Here is a 20532-nt window from a genome sequence, read left to right as displayed (position 1 = left end):
AAATATGCCTGAATATATCATCATACACCAACAGGTGGCGCCATATGTGGCCCACATACAATTAAACCGCCCCAAAGAACTGAATGCACTCAACCTGCAGCTCATGGGAGAGCTCAGAGATGCCCTGAAACAGCTGGATGCTGATGAACAGGTGCGGGTTATCGTATTAAGCGGTAACGACAAAGCCTTTGCCGCCGGCGCCGATATTAAACAAATGGCTGATAAAACAGCCATTGATATGTATAATATCGACCAGTTCAGCACCTGGGATGCCATCAAAAAAACAAAGAAACCTATTATCGCGGCGGTGAGCGGCTTCGCCCTTGGCGGGGGCTGCGAACTGATGATGCTCTGTGATATGATCGTTGCCAGCGAAACAGCCCGTTTCGGCCAACCGGAAATAAAACTGGGCGTGATGCCCGGCGCCGGTGGCACCCAGCGACTTACACGCGCCGTAGGTAAAGCTCTCGCCATGGAAATGGTGCTCACAGGTCGCTTTATCACCGCAGAGGAGGCCCTGCAGGCAGGCTTGATAAACCGTATCGTGCCCGTAGACCTTTTTTTGAAAGAAGCCATTAAACTGGCCGCGGAAACAGCCGCAATGAGCCCCATGGCCCTTAAAATGGCCAAGGAAGCCGTCCTGAAAGCATTTGATACCAGCCTGGAAGAAGGATTACATTTTGAACGTAAAAATTTTTATCTTCTCTTTGCATCTGAAGATCAGAAGGAAGGCATGCAGGCTTTTATGGAAAAGAGATCACCTGTATTTAAAGGAAAGTAACGTAAGCTTTATTGAAAAACCATTAAACTTTTTTATTATCTGACTTGTTGACCTTCGGCTGAAAAATCATATTGTTATCGCTGTGGGAAAGTGGTGCCCGTCAGCGTTTTGTAAACCCCGTTACTATCAAAAAAATTTAACCATGAGTGCAAGACGGATTCCTGTTGCATCGTTTATTTCATTCACTTTCTGTGTCATCGCCTGTAATGGGCCTACACAGCAGGTCCGGGCAGTTGTACTGGCGGATCAGACAAGCCTGCCCGCCACCGACACCATGATCGCCGGCGGCGATACTATTCAAACTGACCTGGTAGCATCCTGGAACAGCTTTCTCTCCTACGAAGGCAAATATGCCGTGGAAAGCGGCCTTTTTGAAAAAGAACCATTGAAAAGCCGCTTCGTAGCACTGGTAAGCAAAGCCAGGAAAACTTTCTTCGAAAGATTAAAAGTATCTCCCCCCATCGAAGTAGAAAATAAAATCCTCTTTAATGAGGGATATACACCCGGCAAATCCGGCTACGATGAAGCTGCTATCGCTATAGACCTCGACCGCGATATTATCTATATCGGCTTCACCGTAAACCGAAGCCTCATGCTCTTCAGCGAAAAAGGAGATACCGACTACCCCGAAAAGTTTCTTCAGTGGATGCAGAAATTTGACCGCTGATTTTTTGCCCGGGATTTTTTTTGCCCAGGATTAACAGTGATTATGATGATTTTCAGGATTTTTTCCTTTGATGATTTTAAAAAGATTAGCGAAGATTTTCATACTGGTAATCTTCGCTAATCTTTTTTAATCACATAAAATCTCAAAAATAAAATCCTGAAAATCATCATAATCACTGTTAATCCTGGGCAAAAAAAAAATCCCGGGGCAAGAAAAATCAGCGATCATCGAATTTATTCTTCAACGCCGCCAGCTTAGCCTGGAAATCATTCAGCGGCGCCTCTTTCGCCGCAGGTTTATCCTTGCGGATATCCTTACGCGGCTCTGATTTACGTGGCCCCTGCTGCTGCTGTCCGCCGCCACCGCCTTTCTCATTATCTTTCATAGATAAGGAAATGCGTTTGCGCGCTACATCTATTTCCAGTACCGTTACCTGTACCTTCTGGTTCAGCTTCACGGCTTCATTAGGATTACTGATAAATTTATTGGAGAGATGGGAAATATGCACCAGCCCATCCTGTTTAACCCCGATGTCAACGAATGCACCAAATGCAGTAATGTTCGTCACTACGCCCGGCAGCACCATTCCCGGTTTTACATCCTCCATCTTGTGGATGCCTTCCGCATATTCAAAAATAGAAATCTCGTCACGCGGATCACGGCTTGGTTTGGCCAGCTCCTTCAGAATATCTTCCAATGTCAGCAAACCTACTTCCGGACTCACATAATCCTTGGCATTGATCTGCTTCCGCAACTCTTCCTTGCCAATCAGATCAGGTACCGTACAATGTTGTTTCTCCGCCATTTCCTTTATCAGGTCATAACGCTCCGGATGCACGGCAGAATTATCCAACGGATTATCGCCATTTTCAATACGAAGAAAGCCCGCGCACTGCTCAAATGCTTTGTCACCCAAACGATGCACTTTCTTTAACTGCATACGGTTACTGAAAGCGCCGTTCTCTTTACGGTATTTTACAATGTTCTCCGCCAGGGAAGGCCCCAGGCCGGAGATATAAGCCAGCAAATGCTTGGAGGCTGTATTCAGGTTCACACCTACATTGTTTACGCAGCTCACTACCACGCGGTCCAGGCTCTGTTTCAGGGAAGACTGGCTCACATCATGCTGATACTGTCCAACACCAATCGCCTTGGGATCTATCTTCACCAGCTCCGCCAGCGGATCTATCAAACGACGGCCAATAGAAACCGCACCGCGAACCGTTACATCATGATCAGGGAACTCCTCACGGGCTACTTCCGATGCAGAATAAACGGAGGCGCCGCTTTCGTTTACCATGAATACATTCACCTTTTTACCAAAGTCGATCTTCTTCACAAATTCTTCGGTTTCACGACCCGCCGTACCATTGCCCACAGCGATAGCTTCGGTTTCGTATTTATCTGCCCATTTCTTCAGCAGGGCTTCTGCATCATCCCGTTTGTAATTCTTCTCCAACGGGTATATCACATCGTTGGCCAGCATATTACCCTGGTTATCTAACGCCACCACCTTACAACCGGTCCGGTAACCCGGGTCAATCGCAATAACACCTTTAGGACCCAATGGCGCCGCCAGCAACAATTGACGCAGGTTTTCAGCAAATACTTCGATGGCCTCTGCATCCGCCTTTTCCTTCGCTACCGCCCTGAACTCATTTTCCAGGGAAGGACGCAGCAAACGCTTGTACGCATCCGCAGCAGCCTTGGTTACCTGCTCCGCTGCCTTACCCTTGCCGGTTACAAACTGTTTGTTGATCAGCTCATTGGCATCTTCTTCCACAGGAGCAATAGAGCTGAACAAAATACCTTCGTGCTCTGCACGTAATATCGCCAGCACCCGGTGAGACGGCATCTCCCGCAGGTCTTCTGAAAACTCAAAGTAATCTTTATATTTATCGCCATCCGCTTCTTTTCCTTCCACTACCTTGGAAGTAAGCTTGCCGGTATTGGCAAATAATTTACGCAGCTTGTCACGGCATTCCGCGTTTTCATTGATCCATTCCGCAATAATATCCCGCGCACCTTTCAACGCTTCTTCTGATGTAGCTACCTGCTCGTTGATAAATGTTTCCGCAGCAGCAATGTCAGCATCCTGCTCTTCAAATAACAACCTGGCCAATGGCTCCAATCCCTTCTCAATCGCCACGGTAGCACGCGTTTTACGCTTGGGCTTATAAGGAAGATAAATATCTTCCAGCTCTGCCAGCACCCAGGTTTGCTCTATTTTTTCCAGCAACTCCGGGGTCATTTTCTCCTGCTCCGTAATCGTTTTGATAATAAACTCACGGCGATCATCCACCTCCTTGTAACGCTTCTGCAAGTCTTCAATACGACCTATCTGCACCTCATCCAAACTACCCGTTACCTCTTTACGGTAACGACTGATAAAGGGCACCGTAGATCCCTCAGATAACAGGGTCATGGTATTTTCTGCCTGTTTGCCGGAAATACCTAATTCCGATGAAATAAGCGCAATGTGTTTCGGATTCATAAATCAATACATTTTGGGATTTTTTGATTGCCAGATCCCCGGATTTTATTGTCACAATACTGCACTGCCACAACAAAATTTCGCTATCTCCAAATCATGAAATCACTACAATTTTATAGCTCGCAAATGTAATTAAAATGGGCTTTTTACCAAGAAAAAGAATTCCCCATTTATCCTTTGGCCTTTAGCAACTGCAGCGGATGATCTTCGTTACATTTGTTAAAAGCTAAAAGCTGGTGGCTAAAAGCTTAAAAATGATCCCTATTTTTACAAAATATGGAAAAGACAGCCACATTTGATCGCCTCCTGCAGATCATGGACGATTTAAGGGAAAAATGCCCCTGGGACCGCAAGCAAACCATTCAAACGCTCCGGCAGCTCACCATCGAAGAAACCTACGAGCTGGCAGATGCTATTACTGACGAAGACTGGAAGTCCATCAAGGAAGAACTGGGCGATATTCTCCTGCATATCGTGTTTTATGCCAAAATAGGCGCCGAACAACAAAAATTCGATATCAACGACGTGATCAACGGGGTATGTGATAAACTCATCCACCGTCACCCGCATATTTATGGAGATGTAAAAGCCGATACGGAAGAACAGGTAAAACAAAACTGGGAGAAACTTAAGCTGAAAGAAGGTAAAACCTCCGTGCTCAGCGGCGTACCCCTCTCATTACCCGCACTCGTAAAAGCAATGCGCCTCCAGGAAAAAGCCAAACAAACCGGCTTTGAATGGGACAATACCAGCCAGGTATGGGATAAGGTGAAGGAAGAAGTAAATGAGCTGGAAGAAGCCGTCAGCAGCGGTAGTAAAGATGCTATAGAAGATGAATTCGGCGATGTGATGTTCTCCCTGGTAAACTACTCCCGCTTTCTCGACATAGATGCGGAAAATGCCCTCGAACGTACCAACAAAAAATTCCAACGCCGTTTTCAGGCCATGGAAGCCATGGCACTGCAGCAGGGCCGTACCCTCAATGATATGAACTTAACGGAAATGGATACACTCTGGAACCAGGTGAAAGCCACAGAGCAATTATAAATTTTTATAACAGCATCTCATTGATCGATACAAAAGAAATACGGCTTTTTTTCCTGCGGCATGGCTATCTGCTGATCATCGCAGCCTGGCTGTTTACCTTCGCCTTCCTGTTCAGTAACTACTGGTCGTACTACTCCTCCCCGCAAGGCGTGAAACGCAGCATGGAAAAAAGTATCCAGCAAAGAGAAAAGGACTTCCTGAAACTGTCTAAAGATACCAGTCTCTCTAACTCCCTCTTTACACGGAGCTATAACCAGGCAACCATCGACAAGCTTACCCAGCTGGAATACTACGTTTTTGCCTACGATTCCGCCCACTCCGGTATCTGGCTTACCTTCTGGAATACCAGCCAGGTGCAGCCGGAAGAGCTGCAAACCTCCCTGGAAAATGGCTCCCGCTTCATGAAACTGAAAAACGGGTATTATGAAGTGATCACCCGTAAAGTGAAGTCTGCCCCCGGCCACGGACAATTCCTCGTTGGCGTGATCCCGGTACGACTGGAATACGCCATCAAAAACAATTATCTGGTTAACCACTTCTACCACAAGGAAGAACTGGGAGAAGAATACAATATTTTAACAGAAGCCCCCCGGCTAACACAACCGGAACATACGCTTTTACCCGTAAATAACGGGGACGGAGAAACGTTATTTTACCTGGACTATAACAGCGGTATGCACATACATCCCCCCAATAACCTGAGTGTATTACTCCGGGTACTGGGCTGTATCTGCGTCCTCATTTTCCTGAACCTGTTTGCTACACTGCTCGCCAAAACTACCAATCCGCTGTATGGATTCCTGTTCCTGTTCCTTATCGTATTCGGACTCCGGGTGCTCAGCTACGTATACCCGTTCCCGTTTAATCTGAAAGAACTCAATATTTTTGATCCCAGGATCTACGCAAAAGATGAAATCTTCTACTCCCTCGGTGACCTGCTGATCAATGTACTGCTCACCTTCTGGATGATCCTCTTTTTCCGCGAACATGTTAAAACCATTAATCCGCCCGTTCTCAAAAAAAGATGGGCACAGAGCCTGGTGATCATCATCGCCAGCCTCATACTTTACATCGTGGAACAATTCCTGGCCGACCTGATCCAGAGCCTCGTGATCGACTCCAGGATATCCTTCGATGTCATCAATTCTTTCAGCATCACAGAATATAGCGTTATCGGTTTTGTTGTACTGGGATTCATCTCATTCAGCTTTTTATTCTTCTCCCAAATCATCAACTACCTGCTTAATGAGCTCACTAACTTCCAGTATCGTACTAAATATATCTGGCTCGGCGCAGTAGGCATCATCTGGCTGCTGTTCCGTGTACACAACCCGGAACTGCCTTTCTCCATTTCCATGGTGGTGTGGCTGCTGGTATATATTGTGCTGCTCGACTTTATCGCCGACCGCTTTGAAAGCAGCATGGCTACCGTGCCTTTCCTCTTCTGGCTTTTCCTGCTCACCATCACCACTTCCGGTGCACTGGTGCATTATAACAACCATAAAGAGTTGTACGCAAGACAACGACTCGCGGAAGACCTGTCCAGGCAAAAAGATCCCTACCTGGAAATGCTGCTGAACGATATCGGGAAGAAGATTGAACATGATGAAGCCATTCAGTATTTTTTCCAGGACAGCAGTGGAAGAGAGCGCCGCAAAGCTACATTCGACAGTCTCCTCCTCCAGAAATATTTTCAGGGTTACCTGAGCCGTTTTAAAGTAAACATCTATGCATATGATGAAAACGGCGCCTCCCTGTTTCAGTCAGATACCATCAGCCTGCTGACTTTCAACCGCCTCATGTTCGTGGAATCAGAAGCCTCGCCGGCACTCGTTCCCGGCAATGATCTCTTTTACTACGAAAGAAGTTTTAACGACTATAGCTATATCGCTAAAAAAGAATTTCATAAGACGAATAATGACGTGTCGGGATGGCTGGTGTATATGCTCACGCCTAAGCCGGTGAACAGCGAAAGGTTATACCCCGAACTGCTCGTGGAAGGGGATGTCAGCGATCCCGGGCGCGAATACGGGGGCACTTATTCTTTTGCAGTATACGATAAAGGAATCCTGGTCAGCAACAACAACGATTTCCCTTTTCCTATCCGTTTGTATCCGCACGATATTCCGCTTACAGATATTGCGGTGAAATCCGTTAACGGGTATTCGGAATTGTTGTACCGGGCCAGCGCCGATAAGGTAGTTGTGGTAGCAAAAGAGCACCGGATGTTTGTGGAATTCATCACCCTCTTTGCTTACATGTTCTGCCTGTTCCTGCTGATCATCGCAATATACAAGGCTTTCGACCTGCTCATTAAGGCAAGGATGCGTATCAGTAATTTACGTACGCTCATTAACGTGAGTATCCGCAAGAAAGTACACGGTACTATTATTTTTGTAGTCATCTTCTCCTTCCTGATACTGGCCATTACCACTATCAAATTCTTTATCTACCGCTCCGAATCGCAGAACCGCGAACGGTTAAGCAAAACCATGAGAGAAGTAGCAAAAGATGTGGAGAAAGTATTTGAAAATCAACGCGACCTCGACCAGGTAGGAGATATCTATGATTCTGAATTGATGAAGCGCTTGTCTGCTTCACTGGCGGATATTGCAGATGAACGCGCATTGGATATTAACGTATACGACCGCGATGGCAACCTGCAGCTCACCACCCAGCCCCTGATGACGGACAAAGGGTTGATTTCTGCCAAAATGGACCCACAGGCCTATTACCGCCTTTTCCGGCTGGAACAGATCCAGTTTATACATACGGAATATATTGGCGTAATGCCTTTCCTCTCCGGCTATATGCCGCTGCGTAATCATGATACACACGAGGTGATTGCTTACCTGAACGTACCTTATTTTGCTACACAAACAGAGCTGAACGAACAGATCTCGAACTTCCTCGTGGCACTCATTAATTTCAATGCTTTCATCTTCCTCATTGCAGGGATGGTGGCCTTGTTGATCACCAATTCCATTACCCGTTCGTTTTCGCTGGTAACGGAAAAACTGCGCCATGTAAACCTTGGTCAGCGCAATGATGAAATAGAATGGGATAAAGATGATGAGATCGGCGCACTGGTAAAGGAATATAATAAGATGGTGCGTAAGCTGGAAGTCAGCGCAGTACGACTCGCAAAAAGTGAACGGGAAGGTGCCTGGCGCGAAATGGCCCGGCAGGTGGCGCATGAAATTAAGAACCCGCTTACGCCCATGAAGCTGAGTATTCAATACCTGCAACGAGCGATCGCCGGCGACTCTCCGAATGTGAAGGAATTGTCGCGCAATGTAGCCGGTACCCTGGTAGAACAAATAGAACACCTCTCCAATATCGCATCCGACTTCTCTGCATTTGCGCGCATAGGCGAACCTAATAATGAAGTAGTGCTGATCAACGAAGTGCTGCACTCCCTGACTTCATTGTACCAGGGGCATGAAGACTGTGAGGTGACCTATATGGAACCAACGCGGGACTTTTATGTATTTGCAGATAAAACCCAGATGAACCGGCTGTTTACCAACCTGCTGCTGAATGCCATCCAGGCTATTCCGGACGATAGGAAAGGACAGATCGGGGTAAGACTGCAACTTACATCAGACAACTTTGTTATTGTGAGTGTGTCAGACAACGGGGAGGGGATCTCCTCTGAAGTGCAATCCCGTATATTTGTGCCTAACTTTACCACGAAATCGTCCGGCACCGGTCTTGGATTGGCCATGTGTAAAAATATTGCGGAACAGGCCCGTGGGGAAATATGGTTTGAAACAAAACTGAATGAAGGAACTACATTTTATGTAAAGCTGCCCCTGGATGGGAAGTGATAGTGCAATAAAAAAATGTAATATGAAAGAACTGATAGCTAACAAAGATTACGAGGGCATCAGGAAAGCGCTTTCCGAAAATCCCTTGCTGGCCAATGAGGGCCTTCCGTTTGATGAAGAAAATACAACCAAAGCTCATCCTTTGCACCGGATCTGTGACGGCGTATTTGCTCACACTTTCACTGACGGGGAAGCCGTTGAAATGGCACGGATATTTTTGGGGTTTGGAGCGCATGTGGATGGTAATGAATTGGTAGAAGGACATGATACCCCGCTGTTGGCAGCAGCCAGTTTACATGCAGAGGAAACGGGCATCTTGTATATTGAAAACGGCGCCTCCATTAATCACGGCGGGTGTTATGGCGGAACGGCCTTACACTGGGCTGCCTGGGTGGGAAGAGATAAGCTGGCAGCACGGCTGATCCGGGAAAAAGCAGAGATCAATAAACGATGCACTGAATTTCATGGTACGCCGCTTTTGTGGGCTGTGCACGGCTTCAAGTACGGCGGGATAGAAAACCGGCATCACCAGGTGGAATGCGTCCGGTTGCTGTTGGCAGCCGGCGCCGATAAAACGATTCCCAATATCGAAGGAACCACGCCATTGGAATTTCTCGATGAAGAAGATACTGAATTGATAAACCTGCTGAAATAAGGTAACAAGTCATTAACGGCAATAAAAAAAACCGTTCCGGTGATCGGAACGGTTTTTTAAATAATTTTTCAGCAGTTGCTACTGTGCATCCTTTGCTACAAAACTTTCTTTAATCTTCTCCAGCAGTTTGCTATCGATCATTTGTTGTGCCAGCTGTATCATGTTTTTAAACGCTGTTCCTTTGGAAATACCATGACCAATAATAACTGGTTTGGAAACGCCTAAAACGGGAGTACCGCCGTATGATTCTGAATCAAATTTCTTCATATAATCATCCTGAATATCACGTCTTAACGCTATCTCATGGAATGATTCAGCCATCTTAAGAACAATGTTACCGGTAAAGCCTTCACAAACGATTACATCAGCTTTTTCGCTGAGGATATCCCGGCCTTCGATGTTACCAACGAAATTGATTTGTTTGCTTTCCTTTAACAGGGGATAAGTGGCTTGCGCAAGCAGATTACCTTTGCCTTCTTCTTCACCGATATTCAATAGGCCTACCTTGGGGTTGTTTACCTGCAGGATGTGCTTTGAATAAAGAGAACCCAGAATTGCAAATTGCGCGAGGTTTTCAGGTTTGCAGTCGGCGTTGATACCTACGTCAAGCAAGAGGCCATACGATCCGTTTTCACGGGGTACGAGAGTAGATATAGTAGGACGTTGCACTCCCTCTATGGCTTTAATGGAATAATAGGTGCCCACCATCATGGCGCCGGTATTACCCGCGCTGATGAAAGCATCTATTTTCTCATTTTTCAGTAAATGAAAACCGATAGAGATGGATGATTGTGGCTTCTCTTTCAGTGCCTTAGTAGGGTGTTCATCCATCCCGATTACCTGGGATGAATGAACAACTGAATATTTTGATTGGTCCAGCTGTACTTCTGTTAATAAAGGAGCCAACTGTTGCTCGTCCCCTATCAATACCAGATGCACATCAGATGCAACAGTGTCTAAATATAATTTTACTCCTTTTACTGCTTCTGCGGGGGCGAAATCGCCACCCATCATATCAAGCCCGATTCTCATGTAACTCAAGTTTGTTCTTGTTAGCTCGGGTAAAAATAGTAAAATAATTATTTAGCTGCACTCTGTTTTTCCAACACTACTTTTCCTCTGTAGTACAGTTTGTTTTCCACCCAATGAGCGCGGTGTCTCAGGTGCACTTCACCGGTTGCGCTGTCTGTGCTTAAAGTATCCGCTACCGCCTTATAATGCGTTCTTCTCTTTGCTGATCTTTGCTGAGAATGTCTGCGTTTAGGATTTGGCATTTTATTTAATTTTTAATTGTCCTTAAATTTATCCAACCCTTTCCAGATTGGGTTATCGTTTTCTTTTGCCTGCTGGTTCATTTGTTCCAGCATTTCAATCACCTTCGGATTACACCCGCTTTTGCCATCAGCACTGTCAGGGTGTATACGTTGCATTGGAATGCTAAGATGGATGAACTCGTATATGTAGTCCGCCACGTTTAAATGACTTTCCGTCTTCAATATATACGATACATCCGGATCTTCTTCGCTACTCGCCAGCTCTTCCGGATTCTCCACCAGCTTAACTATCTGGTTGAAATCATCCCATAACTGCATTTCGAAGAGTTCTCCACAACGGTCACATGTTACTGTTACCTTCCCACCGATCTCAAACTTTAATAAGAAAAAGTTACTTTTCTTATCCAGGGTAAGATTTACACTTACCGAACAGTTATTGAAATCCTTCGGTTCCTCAAAATTATCAAAGAAACTATCTCCGATTGCATACTGAAATGAATGCACCCCTGGATTTAGTCCTACAAAGGCAATATCAAATTCGCGGAGTGGTTTCATATCAAAGTCCTCACTTTTAGAGGGATGCAAAGGTAATTAAATATTTGCAATTGCAAAAATTTCATAAATTTGTTCACCAACGATATCTTATTTATATATATATTTATATCATAAAATATCAGCCATATTGATCTGTGACCAACAAAGCGTGAGGCGCAAAGGTACACAATTCGCGTTTATCTTATGCCAGTTTTTCACAATTCATCGATTTAATTGAAAATCCGTACCCCATCCTGTCAGAAAAATGAAGGCCATAGGAAGAAACAGTAAGAAAATGACTGCTGCTGAAAGCACCGGCATGCCACAAAATGGCGCCCCGGACATCTTTTCCTTGCCCATAACGGCCTGGCTCAACAGCACCATCGCAGGTATATTGGTGACCGATGAAAAACACCGCTGTATCTGGGTAAATGACATCTTTTCCCGGTATATGAATGGCGCCAGCCCCGTGAACCTGTCTTACACTGAACTCATCCGTTTTTTTAAACCAATGGTCACCGAAAAGACCGCCCTGGAAGAAAAGATGAAATCTCTCCGCCGGGAAAAAAAGCCCTGGTTCGGATGGGAAGTCCCCTTCGAAAACGGACAAATATGGGAAATTACCTATCTCCCCGTATTTAACGGGGAAGGTTTCAGCGGCAGCATCTGGCAAGCCATCGACATCACCCGCCGCCACAACGTACAGGAAGAAATAAAGCGTAATGAGGAGAAATTCAGGGTAATACTCAATAACCTCAACGCCGCCATGTGCGAAACAGACGTAAAAGGTAATATCACCCGCGTATACGAAAGCTTCTGCCGCCTTTCAGGCTACCAGGAGGAAGAACTCATCGGCAGGAACATCACCGACGTATTTGTGCCGGAAGAAAACCGCGCCTTCGCCCGCGCCCTCCGCAGGAAACGCGTTGAGGAAAACGTTTCCCTCGTATATGATATGGAAATAAAGCTGAAAGATGGCTCCTCCCGCTGGATACTGGCCAGCTCCGCCAATATCTACGACCGCGAAGGCCGTATCACCGGCGGCGCAGGCATCCATATGGATATCACCCACCAGAAAAAGCTGCAGGCAGAACTGGAAGAAGCACGCCGGCAGGCTGAAGAAGCCCGCCACGCGCAGAAAGACTTCCTCGCCAGCATGAGTCACGAAATCAGGACCCCGCTGAACGCTATCATCGGTATGGCACACCTGCTGGAAGAAACCCACCTGGATGCCCAGCAAACAGAATATGTCAACATCCTCAAACACTCCTCCGGCATACTGCTGGGTATTGTCAGCGATATTCTCGATATTTCCAGGATAGAAGCAGGGGAAATACAAACAAATCAACGCGAATTCAACCTTCGCGAACTGATACAGTCCCTCAGGCAAACGTTTGAACTGAAACTGGGCCGCCGGCCAGTGAAAATAACCGCTGAACTCGATGCAAACCTTAATACCTGGCTGCTTGGCGACGATGTGCTATTGAACCAAATACTAATCAATTTGTTAGGTAATGCAGAGAAGTTCACCAATGAAGGCGAAATTGCTATCAAAGCCACACAGGAAAGCTGGCTGGATAACAAACTCTGGATCAGGTTCCGCGTATGCGATACAGGCATCGGTATCAGGAAAGATAAACTGGAGCTTATCTTCCGGAACTACAAACAGGCAGAAGGGGATATCCGTGAAAAATATGGCGGCACAGGCCTCGGTCTGGCGATCGCTAAACAGTTGGTGGAGTTCCAGGGAGGTAATATCGTAGTGGAAGAATTACCTGGATTTAATACCTGTTTTAGTTTTAATATCCCTTTTATGGATAGCCGCCGGCCCCTCACGGCCCATACCGGTAAACTGAGCAGGAAACTCCTGCAAAGATCTTTTGAGCAGGCCAGGGTACTTGTAGTGGAAGATAACCCGATGAATCTCCGCTACATCATGAGCCTGCTGGAAAAATATAAAATCAACTACCAGCTTGCTACCAATGGTCCTGATGCTACCTACTTCCTGGAATCAAGGCAATACGACCTTATCCTCATGGATATCCGTATTCCCGGCATGAACGGACTGGAACTGGCACAGAAAATCAGGGCGGACGAGGAACAACCTAATGTGGCCACCCCGGTGATCGCCACCACCGCCGTAGCCATGGAAGGTACCGCCAACATGGCCAGGGCCGCCGGAATAACAGACATACTCACAAAGCCATATACACCGGATCAGCTACTACAGATTTTTAATAAATATCTCAACGAAGACGAAACAGAACTAATAATGGAAGAAGTGCAGAACCTTAGCGGATTTGAATTTAACAACGATTTGGATGTAAAGTATCTCACAGATCTTTATGAGAGTAATATTTCCTATGCCGCCGACCTATTCGAAATTTTTATCAGAACCATTCGCGATGAAATTGCCAAACTCGATGTAATGGTCATTCACCACGAGTGGGAACAAATGAAGTTCCAGGTCCACAAACTAAAACCAAACTTTGCCATGGTAGGCCTCACCTGGATCAGCTCCAAAATGCAGGAGCTGGAAAACTACCTCCGCATAAACCAGGACCTGCATGCCCAGGATATCGCCCGGCTTTTTAATGAAATACAGGAAGAAGTAAACAAATTCTACCCGCTGGTGGAAGAAGAATACCACAAAATGCGCGACTTTATAGATAGTCCCGGCGAATAGTCAATAGGATTGCAGCACTTCCCGGATGCTGTTATAATAATTGCCGCCAAATAATATCAGGTGTACCAGCAACGGATACAGCTGACAAATACCTATCCGTTGTTGCCAGTCGGGCAACAATGGATAGGCAGCCTGGTAAGCATAATAAAAACGGGTATCAAATCCGCCGAAAAGCCGGGTCATTGCCAGATCCATCTCCCGGTGGCCATAATACACCGCCGGGTCAAACACACAGGCCTTCCCGTTTGCCCCCACCATAAAATTACCCGACCACAAATCCCCGTGTAACAATGCCGGCGCCTCCGCCGGGAACAACTGCGGCAACTGCCTGCACAACGATTCTACCTGCTGCACCATCTGTTTATCCACAATCTGCTGGTCATAAGCCATCCGGATAAGCGGCAGCAAACGGTTAAAGGCATAAAATACCGCCCAGTTGCTGTAGGGCGTATTGTATTGCTTTAAAGTACCCAGGTAATTGGTACCCGGGTTACCAAAATGAGGCTTCGTAACCCGGTGCTGACGCGCCAGGGAAACCGCAAAGTCATCCCAGAAATCAGTTACCGCCTGCCCCTTCGTCAAAAATTCCTGTACCAGGTAAGCACGGCCGCCAACACTTCCATAAGCCAGCGGCTTAGGCGCCTGCAACGCCCCGGCCGACCGCAATTCCAGCAACCCCGCATATTCCTGTGCAAACATCTCAGGAAAACGCTTCGCATCATTCATCTTCACAAAAAAATATCCCTCGTTGGTGGCTATACGAAAAGATTCGTTAATATCGCCTCCATGCACGCTTTTTGCATCATTTATATGTATTTTTACTTTCAATTGTTCGGAAAGCGCCGCACTTAACTGTTTTAGTAGAATTTCATCTATCATGTTCCGCCACATTATATGGAGACAAGAGCCCGGTTTAAAAAGAAAATCGTCCGTATTGTACTAACGCTTACGGCTATACTGTTGTTAAACGGATTATTCGCCTGGAGTAACCGCTTCAGCGATTTCTACTTCCATAGGTGGTATAAGTGGAGTAGTTTGGCATTCAGACAAGTAACAGGTATAGTTCCATTCAGCATTGGCGATGTAATATATACTGCCTGGATTGTTGGAGGAATATTTTATTTGTTAAAACTATGTTATAAAGTAGTCCGTCTCTCCTGGGAAGAAGCCGGTCTCCAACTCTTACGGGGCATACAGTTCCTGTTATCCGTATACCTCGCCTTCATAGTGCTTTGGGGCCATAACTACGAACGCAACTCCCTCACTATCGATACAGGCCTCGTTACCGGCACCTATAATACCCGGCAACTTTACCAGCTCTCCGATACATTACGGCAACTCGTGAACCTCGAAAAAGCTAATACCGGCGATACTACCGGGGTCATGAAAACAGATACCGCCGCTATCCCGGTTTTTAAAAGAGCCGTTACCGCCTACGAGGCAGCCGCCAAAAACTGGCCTGCCCTCGAATATAAAGCGCCCTGCATAAAAAAGGCCCTCTTCGGCCACTGGCTTAACTATATCGGTATTACCGGCTATCTCAACCCATTTACCAACGAAGCACAGGTAAATACCACCACGCCACCCGTGCTGCAACCATTTATAACCTGTCATGAAATAGCGCATCAGCTTGGATATGCACCGGAAGAAGAAGCTAATTTTGTAGGTTACCTGGCTGCAACCAGTATTCCGGATAGCCATTTCCGTTATGCAGCCCATTTTGATATGTTCATGTATAGTGTACGGCAATTGGGCTACCGGGATACCACCCTCGCCAAAAATATATGGAACCGTACCGTTCCGGGGGTTAAGGCTGATTATAAAGCGATCATCGACTTCTACGAACCCTATACCGGCAAAGTAGACGAATACTCTACCCTCCTTTACGACCGCTACCTGAAAGCCAACAAACAAAATAAAGGCATTCGCAGCTACAGCGAGGTCACTACCTGGCTGATCGCCTATTTTAAAATAAAAGCTAAAAGTTAAAAGCTGAAAGCACAAAGCAGTTTCAAATCATTATCTCCTTATCTCCTTATCAACCTCCGCTTGCTAACAGCTAACAGCTAACAGCTAATAGCTAACCGCTAACCGCTGTATCAGTTCATCATCAATACATTCACACTCCGCTGCAAAATATTAAACGCAATCTCCGCCATCAGGTTTTCACGATCCAGCGTGGGGTTTACCTCCGTAATTTCAAAACAGCAGATCTTGCGGTGCTGCATAAATTTGGCAATCAGATCTTCTGCTTCCCGCTCCCGTAAACCATTGCTTACAGGCGTACCGGTACCTTTGGAGATAGATGCGTCCAGGCTGTCTACATCAAAAGACACATAAATATATTCACAGTCACTCAGGTAACGGAATACCGAACGGGAAATGTTCTCCGGTCCTTTTCTTCGTACCTCACTGGTAGTAATCACTTTCATGCCGTATTGCTTGATCAGGTGGTCTTCTTCCTTTTCAAAATCACGGAGGGAAATGAATACAATATCTTCCGGCAATACCTTGGGGGCAATTTTACCGATATTCTTCAGCGCATTCCACATCTTAGTGGTGTTTTCATCGAGGTCATGCACTTTACAGTCCATATTATCTTCCGCAATGGCGGTAGCCAGCGGCATACCATGCATATTGCCGGAAGGGGTGGTGTAAGGTGTGTGGAGGTCGGCATGGGCATCTATCCAGATTACGCCCAGTTTGGCTTTGGGATGGGCCATCTTTAAACCGGCAATGGTGGCGCCGGCTGTACTGTGGTCGCCGGAAAGCAATACCGGGAACCAATTGGCCTTCACCGTTTCACATACGCTTTTGCTGATGCGCTCGTACATATTAAAGGTGCCTTTGATCCTTTTGGCATAGGGCGACTCAATAGGTTCAAACAACAGCTTATTTTCCGTTTCAATTGCTTCGGTGGGGAAGTGCACAAAAAAGTTACTCATGAAGTCCAGCGCCGCAATCTTGATCGCATCTACTCCTAAACTGGCGCCACGGGTTCCTGCTCCTATTTCTGATTTAACTTCTATTATTTTAATATTCTTCATAAAGAGATCATTATAGGCAAGCTACAGGATTTTATGTGAACGCCCAAAGCAGCGGAACGTAGAATGGTGAAAAATTGGCATATAATAGCTGAACCAAATCCAATACAGTAGCGTTATTGTAGCGATTTGTTCAATATTTTCCCGGTTCTGGTTGACAACGTTGAATTTTAATCGACCTATTTTTTTAGCTGCTGATTTATAAATAATTTGAGTGGATTACTTCTAAAATTATAACCATGGATTTTCAATTGACGGAAGAGCATCTGATGATACAAAAGGCTGCCCGCGATTTTGCTGTCAACGAGCTGTTACCAGGTGTAATAGAAAGGGATGAACACCAGAAATTTCCTGCAGAACAGATCAAAAAGCTGGGTGAACTTGGGTTTTTAGGTATGATGGTAAGTCCAAAGTATGGAGGAGCGGGGTTGGATGCGATTTCATATGTACTGGCAATGGAAGAAATCTCTAAGGTAGACGCTTCCGCTTCCGTGGTCATGAGTGTAAACAACTCCCTTGTTTGCTGGGGCCTCGAAACTTTTGGAACAGAAGAACAAAAACAAAAATACCTGGTGCCCCTGGCCTCCGGGCAAATTATAGGCGCTTTCATGCTGAGTGAGCCGGAAGCCGGTTCGGACGCCACTTCCCAACGCACCATCGCGGAAGATAAAGGGGATCATTACCTGCTTAACGGTACCAAAAACTGGATTACCAACGGCAACTCTGCCAGCGTATACCTGGTAATGGCTCAAACCCATCCGGAGAAAGGCAGCAAAGGTATCAACGCGCTCATCGTGGAAAAAAATATGCCCGGTGTTACCATCGGCGCCAAAGAAAATAAACTGGGTATCCGCGGCAGCGATACCCACAGCGTAATGTTCCAGGACGTAAAAGTTCCTAAGGAAAACAGGATCGGAGAGGATGGTTTCGGGTTTAAATTTGCCATGAAAACCCTGGCCGGCGGCCGTATCGGGATCGCCTCCCAGGCGCTTGGTATTGCCAGCGGCGCTTTTGAGCTGGCCCTTAAATATTCCAAAGAAAGAAAAGCGTTTGGTAAAGAAATATCCCAGCACCAGGCCATCCAGTTTAAACTGGCCGATATGGCCACCCGCATCGAAGCCTCCCGCTTACTTTGCTTCAAAGCCGCATTGGATAAGGATCACCACCGGGATTATACCCTCAGCAGCTCGATGGCCAAAGTATTTTCGTCCGAAACAGCTATGTGGGTAACCACCGAGGCAGTACAGGTACACGGCGGATACGGCTACGTAAAAGAATACCACGTAGAACGCCTCATGCGCGATGCCAAGATCACACAGATCTACGAAGGTACCTCCGAGGTGCAACGTATCGTGATCAGCAGATCCATACTTTCTTAGAGCTGAAAGCTGAAGGCATAAAGCTAAAAGCTATTGTAGCGAATGATCATAGCGGAAAAAAATCTCCGCGTTAGTCATTCGCTACAATAGCTTTTAGCTTTATGCCTTCAGCTTTCAGCTCTTTTCAGTTATCTTTGCCGGATGTCAATTAACTTAGAAGCATACCAACAGGTACTTTCCCGGCTCAAGCCCTATGAAGCCAAACTGGTGGCCGTTTCCAAAACGAAACCAGCGGCAGATATTGAAGCTTTTTATGCGGCAGGACAAAGGATCTTCGGAGAAAATTACGTACAGGAATTAACCGAAAAGCAAGCCGCTTTACCGGCCGACATTGAATGGCATTTTATTGGTCACCTGCAGTCTAATAAAGTAAAGTTTATAGCGCCGTTTGTAGATACCATTCATGCGGTAGACAGCTTGAAACTGCTGCAGGAAATCAGTAAACAGGCGGCCAAACACCAGCGCATCATTCATTGCCTGCTACAGATGCATATTGCCGAAGAAGAAACAAAGTTCGGTATGGATGAGCAGGAGTTACAGCAACTGCTCCAGGCCTATACCACTAACCCGGCGGCTTTCTCATCTGTTCGCATGGCGGGCATGATGGGGATGGCTACCAATACTACCAACGAAACCCAGATCCGTAAAGAGTTCCACCAGCTCCAACAGTTATTCGGGTCCGTTAAAACCAATTATTTTAACAACGAAGCGTACTTTAAAGAACTGTCCATCGGAATGAGCTCCGATTATGCCATAGCCCTGGAGGAAGGGAGTACTATGGTGCGCATCGGCAGCCTCCTCTTTGGAGAAAGGAACTATTCACAAATGTAGACTTATGAAGAAATTATGGATCTTTTGTCTTACAGGTATAGGCATGGCCGCCTGTAATGATGGTAACCCAACAAGAAATTTTGCCAATGGTGTGTGGCAGGCAAAACTGCACCGGGCTGACGGGGCAGACATCGTTTTCAACTTTGATGTACAGGATACTGCCGGCAAAAAAATGTTGTACGTGCTCAACGCTACGGATAAACTGCTGGTGGATGATGTAAAAATAAAAGACGATTCTCTTTTTATTAAAATGCCTTTCTTCGATTCGGAGTTCAAGGCAAAATTAACCGGCGACAGCACCGTAGAAGGACTGTGGATCAGGCATCTGGCAGATAAGGATGTCAGTATTCCTTTCACCGCCGTTGCGGGTAAAGCAGAACGCTTCCCTGTCAATACACCGGCAGCAGCCAACGTTTCCGGCCGCTGGGTTACAGCATTCGTATCTGCAAAAGATAAAGACAAAAAACCTTCCACCGCGATCGGCGAGTTCAAACAGTCCGGTAACATAGTACATGGTACGTTCCTTACCACTACCGGCGATTATCGTTTCCTCGACGGGGTGGTGGATGGCGATACCCTCCGTCTCTCTACATTTGACGGCTCTCATGCTTACCTGTTTACCGCTCTTGTAGGGAAAGACAGTATCAGTAACGGCCGCTTCTTTGCCGGCATCGGCGACGGACTGGAAAATTGGTCGGCTGTGAAAAATGATACCGCCAAACTGCCCGATGAACGGACCATTGCAACGATGAAACCCGGTCAGCAACAACTGGACTTTAGTTTCCCGGATATGAACGGTAATAAAGTGAGCATAAAAGACGAACGCTTTAAAAATAAAGTAGTCATCATTACCCTCATGGGCTCCTGGTGCCCTAACTGTATGGATGAAACCGGGTTCCTGAGCAGGTGGCATGAGCAAAACAAAGACCGTGGCGTGGAAATCATCGGGCTGGCCTACGAGCGCACCACCGACTTTGAAAAATCGAAGAAAAGCCTTGAAAACTTCCTGAAACGATTCGATGTAAAATACCCGGTACTGATTACCGGCGTAACGCCCGCCGATCCGCAAAAAGGGGAGAAATCGCTGCCGCAGCTCACAGGCATTAAAGGCTTCCCCACCACTATTTTTATCAATAAGAAAGGTAACGTGGAGGAAGTGCATACCGGCTTCTCTGGTCCCGGTACAGGTGAGCACTACGAGGAATTCCAGGCCGATTTCAATCGCTTGGTGTCCGGTATGCTGGATGCAAAATAGGTTGGAACAGGAGAAAACGGAGTTGATGCTTTTCAGATATTTTGGCTAAAATGAT

16 protein-coding genes are annotated in these 20532 nt (G+C 46.4%); 10 read left to right on the top strand and 6 right to left on the bottom strand.

The window, feature by feature from the left end; all coding sequences use genetic code 11:
- The first annotated feature begins 4 nt into the window (after nucleotides 1–4).
- Together KE626_RS09210 and KE626_RS09205 are read left to right on the top strand one after the other, a co-directional pair.
- On the top strand, nucleotides 5–781 hold the full coding sequence (locus tag KE626_RS09210; RefSeq protein WP_211972575.1) for an enoyl-CoA hydratase-related protein: 777 nt from the start codon (nucleotides 5–7) through the stop codon (nucleotides 779–781).
- A gap of 142 nt (nucleotides 782–923) precedes the next feature.
- On the top strand, nucleotides 924–1448 hold the full coding sequence (locus tag KE626_RS09205) for an Ivy family c-type lysozyme inhibitor (RefSeq protein ID WP_211972574.1): 525 nt from the start codon (nucleotides 924–926) through the stop codon (nucleotides 1446–1448).
- A gap of 217 nt (nucleotides 1449–1665) precedes the next feature.
- Here KE626_RS09205 and KE626_RS09200 read toward each other — a convergent pair whose 3' ends face one another.
- Nucleotides 1666–3942 (bottom strand): Tex family protein, encoded by a 2277-nt coding sequence (locus KE626_RS09200; RefSeq protein WP_211972573.1) that lies wholly within the window; start codon nucleotides 3940–3942, stop codon nucleotides 1666–1668.
- A 276-nt stretch (nucleotides 3943–4218) separates the two neighbouring features.
- Between KE626_RS09200 and mazG the strand changes: the two genes are divergently transcribed.
- Genes mazG through KE626_RS09185 form a run of 3 tightly spaced genes read left to right on the top strand, consistent with a single transcriptional unit; the run spans nucleotide 4219 to nucleotide 9474 of the window.
- Nucleotides 4219–4989 (top strand): nucleoside triphosphate pyrophosphohydrolase, encoded by a 771-nt coding sequence (mazG, locus tag KE626_RS09195; protein ID WP_211972572.1) that lies wholly within the window; start codon nucleotides 4219–4221, stop codon nucleotides 4987–4989.
- A gap of 20 nt (nucleotides 4990–5009) precedes the next feature.
- On the top strand, nucleotides 5010–8819 hold the full coding sequence (locus tag KE626_RS09190; RefSeq protein ID WP_211972571.1) for a sensor histidine kinase: 3810 nt from the start codon (nucleotides 5010–5012) through the stop codon (nucleotides 8817–8819).
- A 22-nt stretch (nucleotides 8820–8841) separates the two neighbouring features.
- Nucleotides 8842–9474 (top strand): ankyrin repeat domain-containing protein, encoded by a 633-nt coding sequence (locus KE626_RS09185; protein ID WP_211972570.1) that lies wholly within the window; start codon nucleotides 8842–8844, stop codon nucleotides 9472–9474.
- Nucleotides 9475–9552: 78 nt separating this feature from the next.
- Here KE626_RS09185 and plsX read toward each other — a convergent pair whose 3' ends face one another.
- The 3 genes from plsX to KE626_RS09170 are packed head-to-tail and all read right to left on the bottom strand — an operon-like array spanning nucleotide 9553 to nucleotide 11303.
- Complete coding sequence (plsX, locus tag KE626_RS09180) at nucleotides 9553–10506, bottom strand: phosphate acyltransferase PlsX (protein ID WP_211972569.1); 954 nt, start codon at nucleotides 10504–10506, stop codon at nucleotides 9553–9555.
- A 47-nt stretch (nucleotides 10507–10553) separates the two neighbouring features.
- Entirely contained in the window at nucleotides 10554–10748 is a 195-nt protein-coding gene (gene rpmF / locus KE626_RS09175; RefSeq protein WP_079473289.1) for a 50S ribosomal protein L32, read from the bottom strand.
- Between the two features lie 12 nt (nucleotides 10749–10760).
- Complete coding sequence (locus KE626_RS09170) at nucleotides 10761–11303, bottom strand: YceD family protein (protein WP_211972568.1); 543 nt, start codon at nucleotides 11301–11303, stop codon at nucleotides 10761–10763.
- A 274-nt stretch (nucleotides 11304–11577) separates the two neighbouring features.
- On the opposite strand from KE626_RS09170, the gene KE626_RS09165 reads away from it, so the two are divergent.
- Nucleotides 11578–13968 (top strand): PAS domain-containing hybrid sensor histidine kinase/response regulator, encoded by a 2391-nt coding sequence (locus tag KE626_RS09165; protein ID WP_211972567.1) that lies wholly within the window; start codon nucleotides 11578–11580, stop codon nucleotides 13966–13968.
- Here KE626_RS09165 and KE626_RS09160 read toward each other — a convergent pair whose 3' ends face one another.
- A complete protein-coding gene (locus KE626_RS09160) occupies nucleotides 13969–14847 on the bottom strand; it encodes a fructosamine kinase family protein (protein WP_211972566.1) in 879 nt (292 codons plus the stop codon). It abuts the gene before it with no gap.
- Between the two features lie 15 nt (nucleotides 14848–14862).
- Here KE626_RS09160 and KE626_RS09155 point away from each other — a divergent pair, with 15 nt between their 5' ends.
- Nucleotides 14863–15957 (top strand): DUF3810 domain-containing protein, encoded by a 1095-nt coding sequence (locus tag KE626_RS09155; protein ID WP_211972565.1) that lies wholly within the window; start codon nucleotides 14863–14865, stop codon nucleotides 15955–15957.
- Nucleotides 15958–16067: 110 nt separating this feature from the next.
- Here the strand turns inward: KE626_RS09155 and KE626_RS09150 are convergent, their stop codons facing one another.
- Complete coding sequence (locus KE626_RS09150; RefSeq protein ID WP_211972564.1) at nucleotides 16068–17015, bottom strand: arginase; 948 nt, start codon at nucleotides 17013–17015, stop codon at nucleotides 16068–16070.
- Between the two features lie 236 nt (nucleotides 17016–17251).
- Between KE626_RS09150 and KE626_RS09145 the strand changes: the two genes are divergently transcribed.
- The 3 genes from KE626_RS09145 (at nucleotide 17252) to KE626_RS09135 (ending at nucleotide 20477) form a co-directional block, all read left to right on the top strand.
- Nucleotides 17252–18391, top strand: coding sequence for an acyl-CoA dehydrogenase (locus tag KE626_RS09145; RefSeq protein ID WP_211972563.1), 1140 nt, complete (start codon nucleotides 17252–17254; stop codon nucleotides 18389–18391).
- A gap of 141 nt (nucleotides 18392–18532) precedes the next feature.
- Nucleotides 18533–19222, top strand: coding sequence for a YggS family pyridoxal phosphate-dependent enzyme (locus KE626_RS09140; protein WP_211972562.1), 690 nt, complete (start codon nucleotides 18533–18535; stop codon nucleotides 19220–19222).
- Between the two features lie 4 nt (nucleotides 19223–19226).
- A complete protein-coding gene (locus tag KE626_RS09135; RefSeq protein WP_211972561.1) occupies nucleotides 19227–20477 on the top strand; it encodes a peroxiredoxin family protein in 1251 nt (416 codons plus the stop codon).
- Nucleotides 20478–20532 lie beyond the last annotated feature (55 nt).

The sequence above is a fragment of the Chitinophaga hostae genome, assembly GCF_018224885.1.
Taxonomy (GTDB): domain Bacteria; phylum Bacteroidota; class Bacteroidia; order Chitinophagales; family Chitinophagaceae; genus Chitinophaga; species Chitinophaga hostae.
This window is presented reverse-complemented; position numbering and strand designations above follow the sequence as displayed.

Excerpts from the sequence above, each read along its gene's own strand:
- KE626_RS09210 (WP_211972575.1), top strand. The coding sequence starts at position 5 with ATGCCTGAATATATCATCATACACCAACAGGTGGCGCCATATGTGGCC.
- KE626_RS09205 (WP_211972574.1), top strand. The coding sequence starts at position 924 with ATGAGTGCAAGACGGATTCCTGTTGCATCGTTTATTTCATTCACTTTC.
- KE626_RS09200 (WP_211972573.1), bottom strand. The coding sequence starts at position 3,942 with ATGAATCCGAAACACATTGCGCTTATTTCATCGGAATTAGGTATTTCC.
- mazG (WP_211972572.1), top strand. The coding sequence starts at position 4,219 with ATGGAAAAGACAGCCACATTTGATCGCCTCCTGCAGATCATGGACGAT.
- KE626_RS09185 (WP_211972570.1), top strand. The coding sequence starts at position 8,842 with ATGAAAGAACTGATAGCTAACAAAGATTACGAGGGCATCAGGAAAGCG.
- plsX (WP_211972569.1), bottom strand. The coding sequence starts at position 10,506 with ATGAGAATCGGGCTTGATATGATGGGTGGCGATTTCGCCCCCGCAGAA.
- rpmF (WP_079473289.1), bottom strand. The coding sequence starts at position 10,748 with ATGCCAAATCCTAAACGCAGACATTCTCAGCAAAGATCAGCAAAGAGA.
- KE626_RS09170 (WP_211972568.1), bottom strand. The coding sequence starts at position 11,303 with ATGAAACCACTCCGCGAATTTGATATTGCCTTTGTAGGACTAAATCCA.
- KE626_RS09165 (WP_211972567.1), top strand. The coding sequence starts at position 11,578 with ATGACTGCTGCTGAAAGCACCGGCATGCCACAAAATGGCGCCCCGGAC.
- KE626_RS09160 (WP_211972566.1), bottom strand. The coding sequence starts at position 14,847 with ATGATAGATGAAATTCTACTAAAACAGTTAAGTGCGGCGCTTTCCGAA.
- KE626_RS09155 (WP_211972565.1), top strand. The coding sequence starts at position 14,863 with ATGGAGACAAGAGCCCGGTTTAAAAAGAAAATCGTCCGTATTGTACTA.
- KE626_RS09150 (WP_211972564.1), bottom strand. The coding sequence starts at position 17,015 with ATGAAGAATATTAAAATAATAGAAGTTAAATCAGAAATAGGAGCAGGA.
- KE626_RS09145 (WP_211972563.1), top strand. The coding sequence starts at position 17,252 with ATGGATTTTCAATTGACGGAAGAGCATCTGATGATACAAAAGGCTGCC.
- KE626_RS09140 (WP_211972562.1), top strand. The coding sequence starts at position 18,533 with ATGTCAATTAACTTAGAAGCATACCAACAGGTACTTTCCCGGCTCAAG.
- KE626_RS09135 (WP_211972561.1), top strand. The coding sequence starts at position 19,227 with ATGAAGAAATTATGGATCTTTTGTCTTACAGGTATAGGCATGGCCGCC.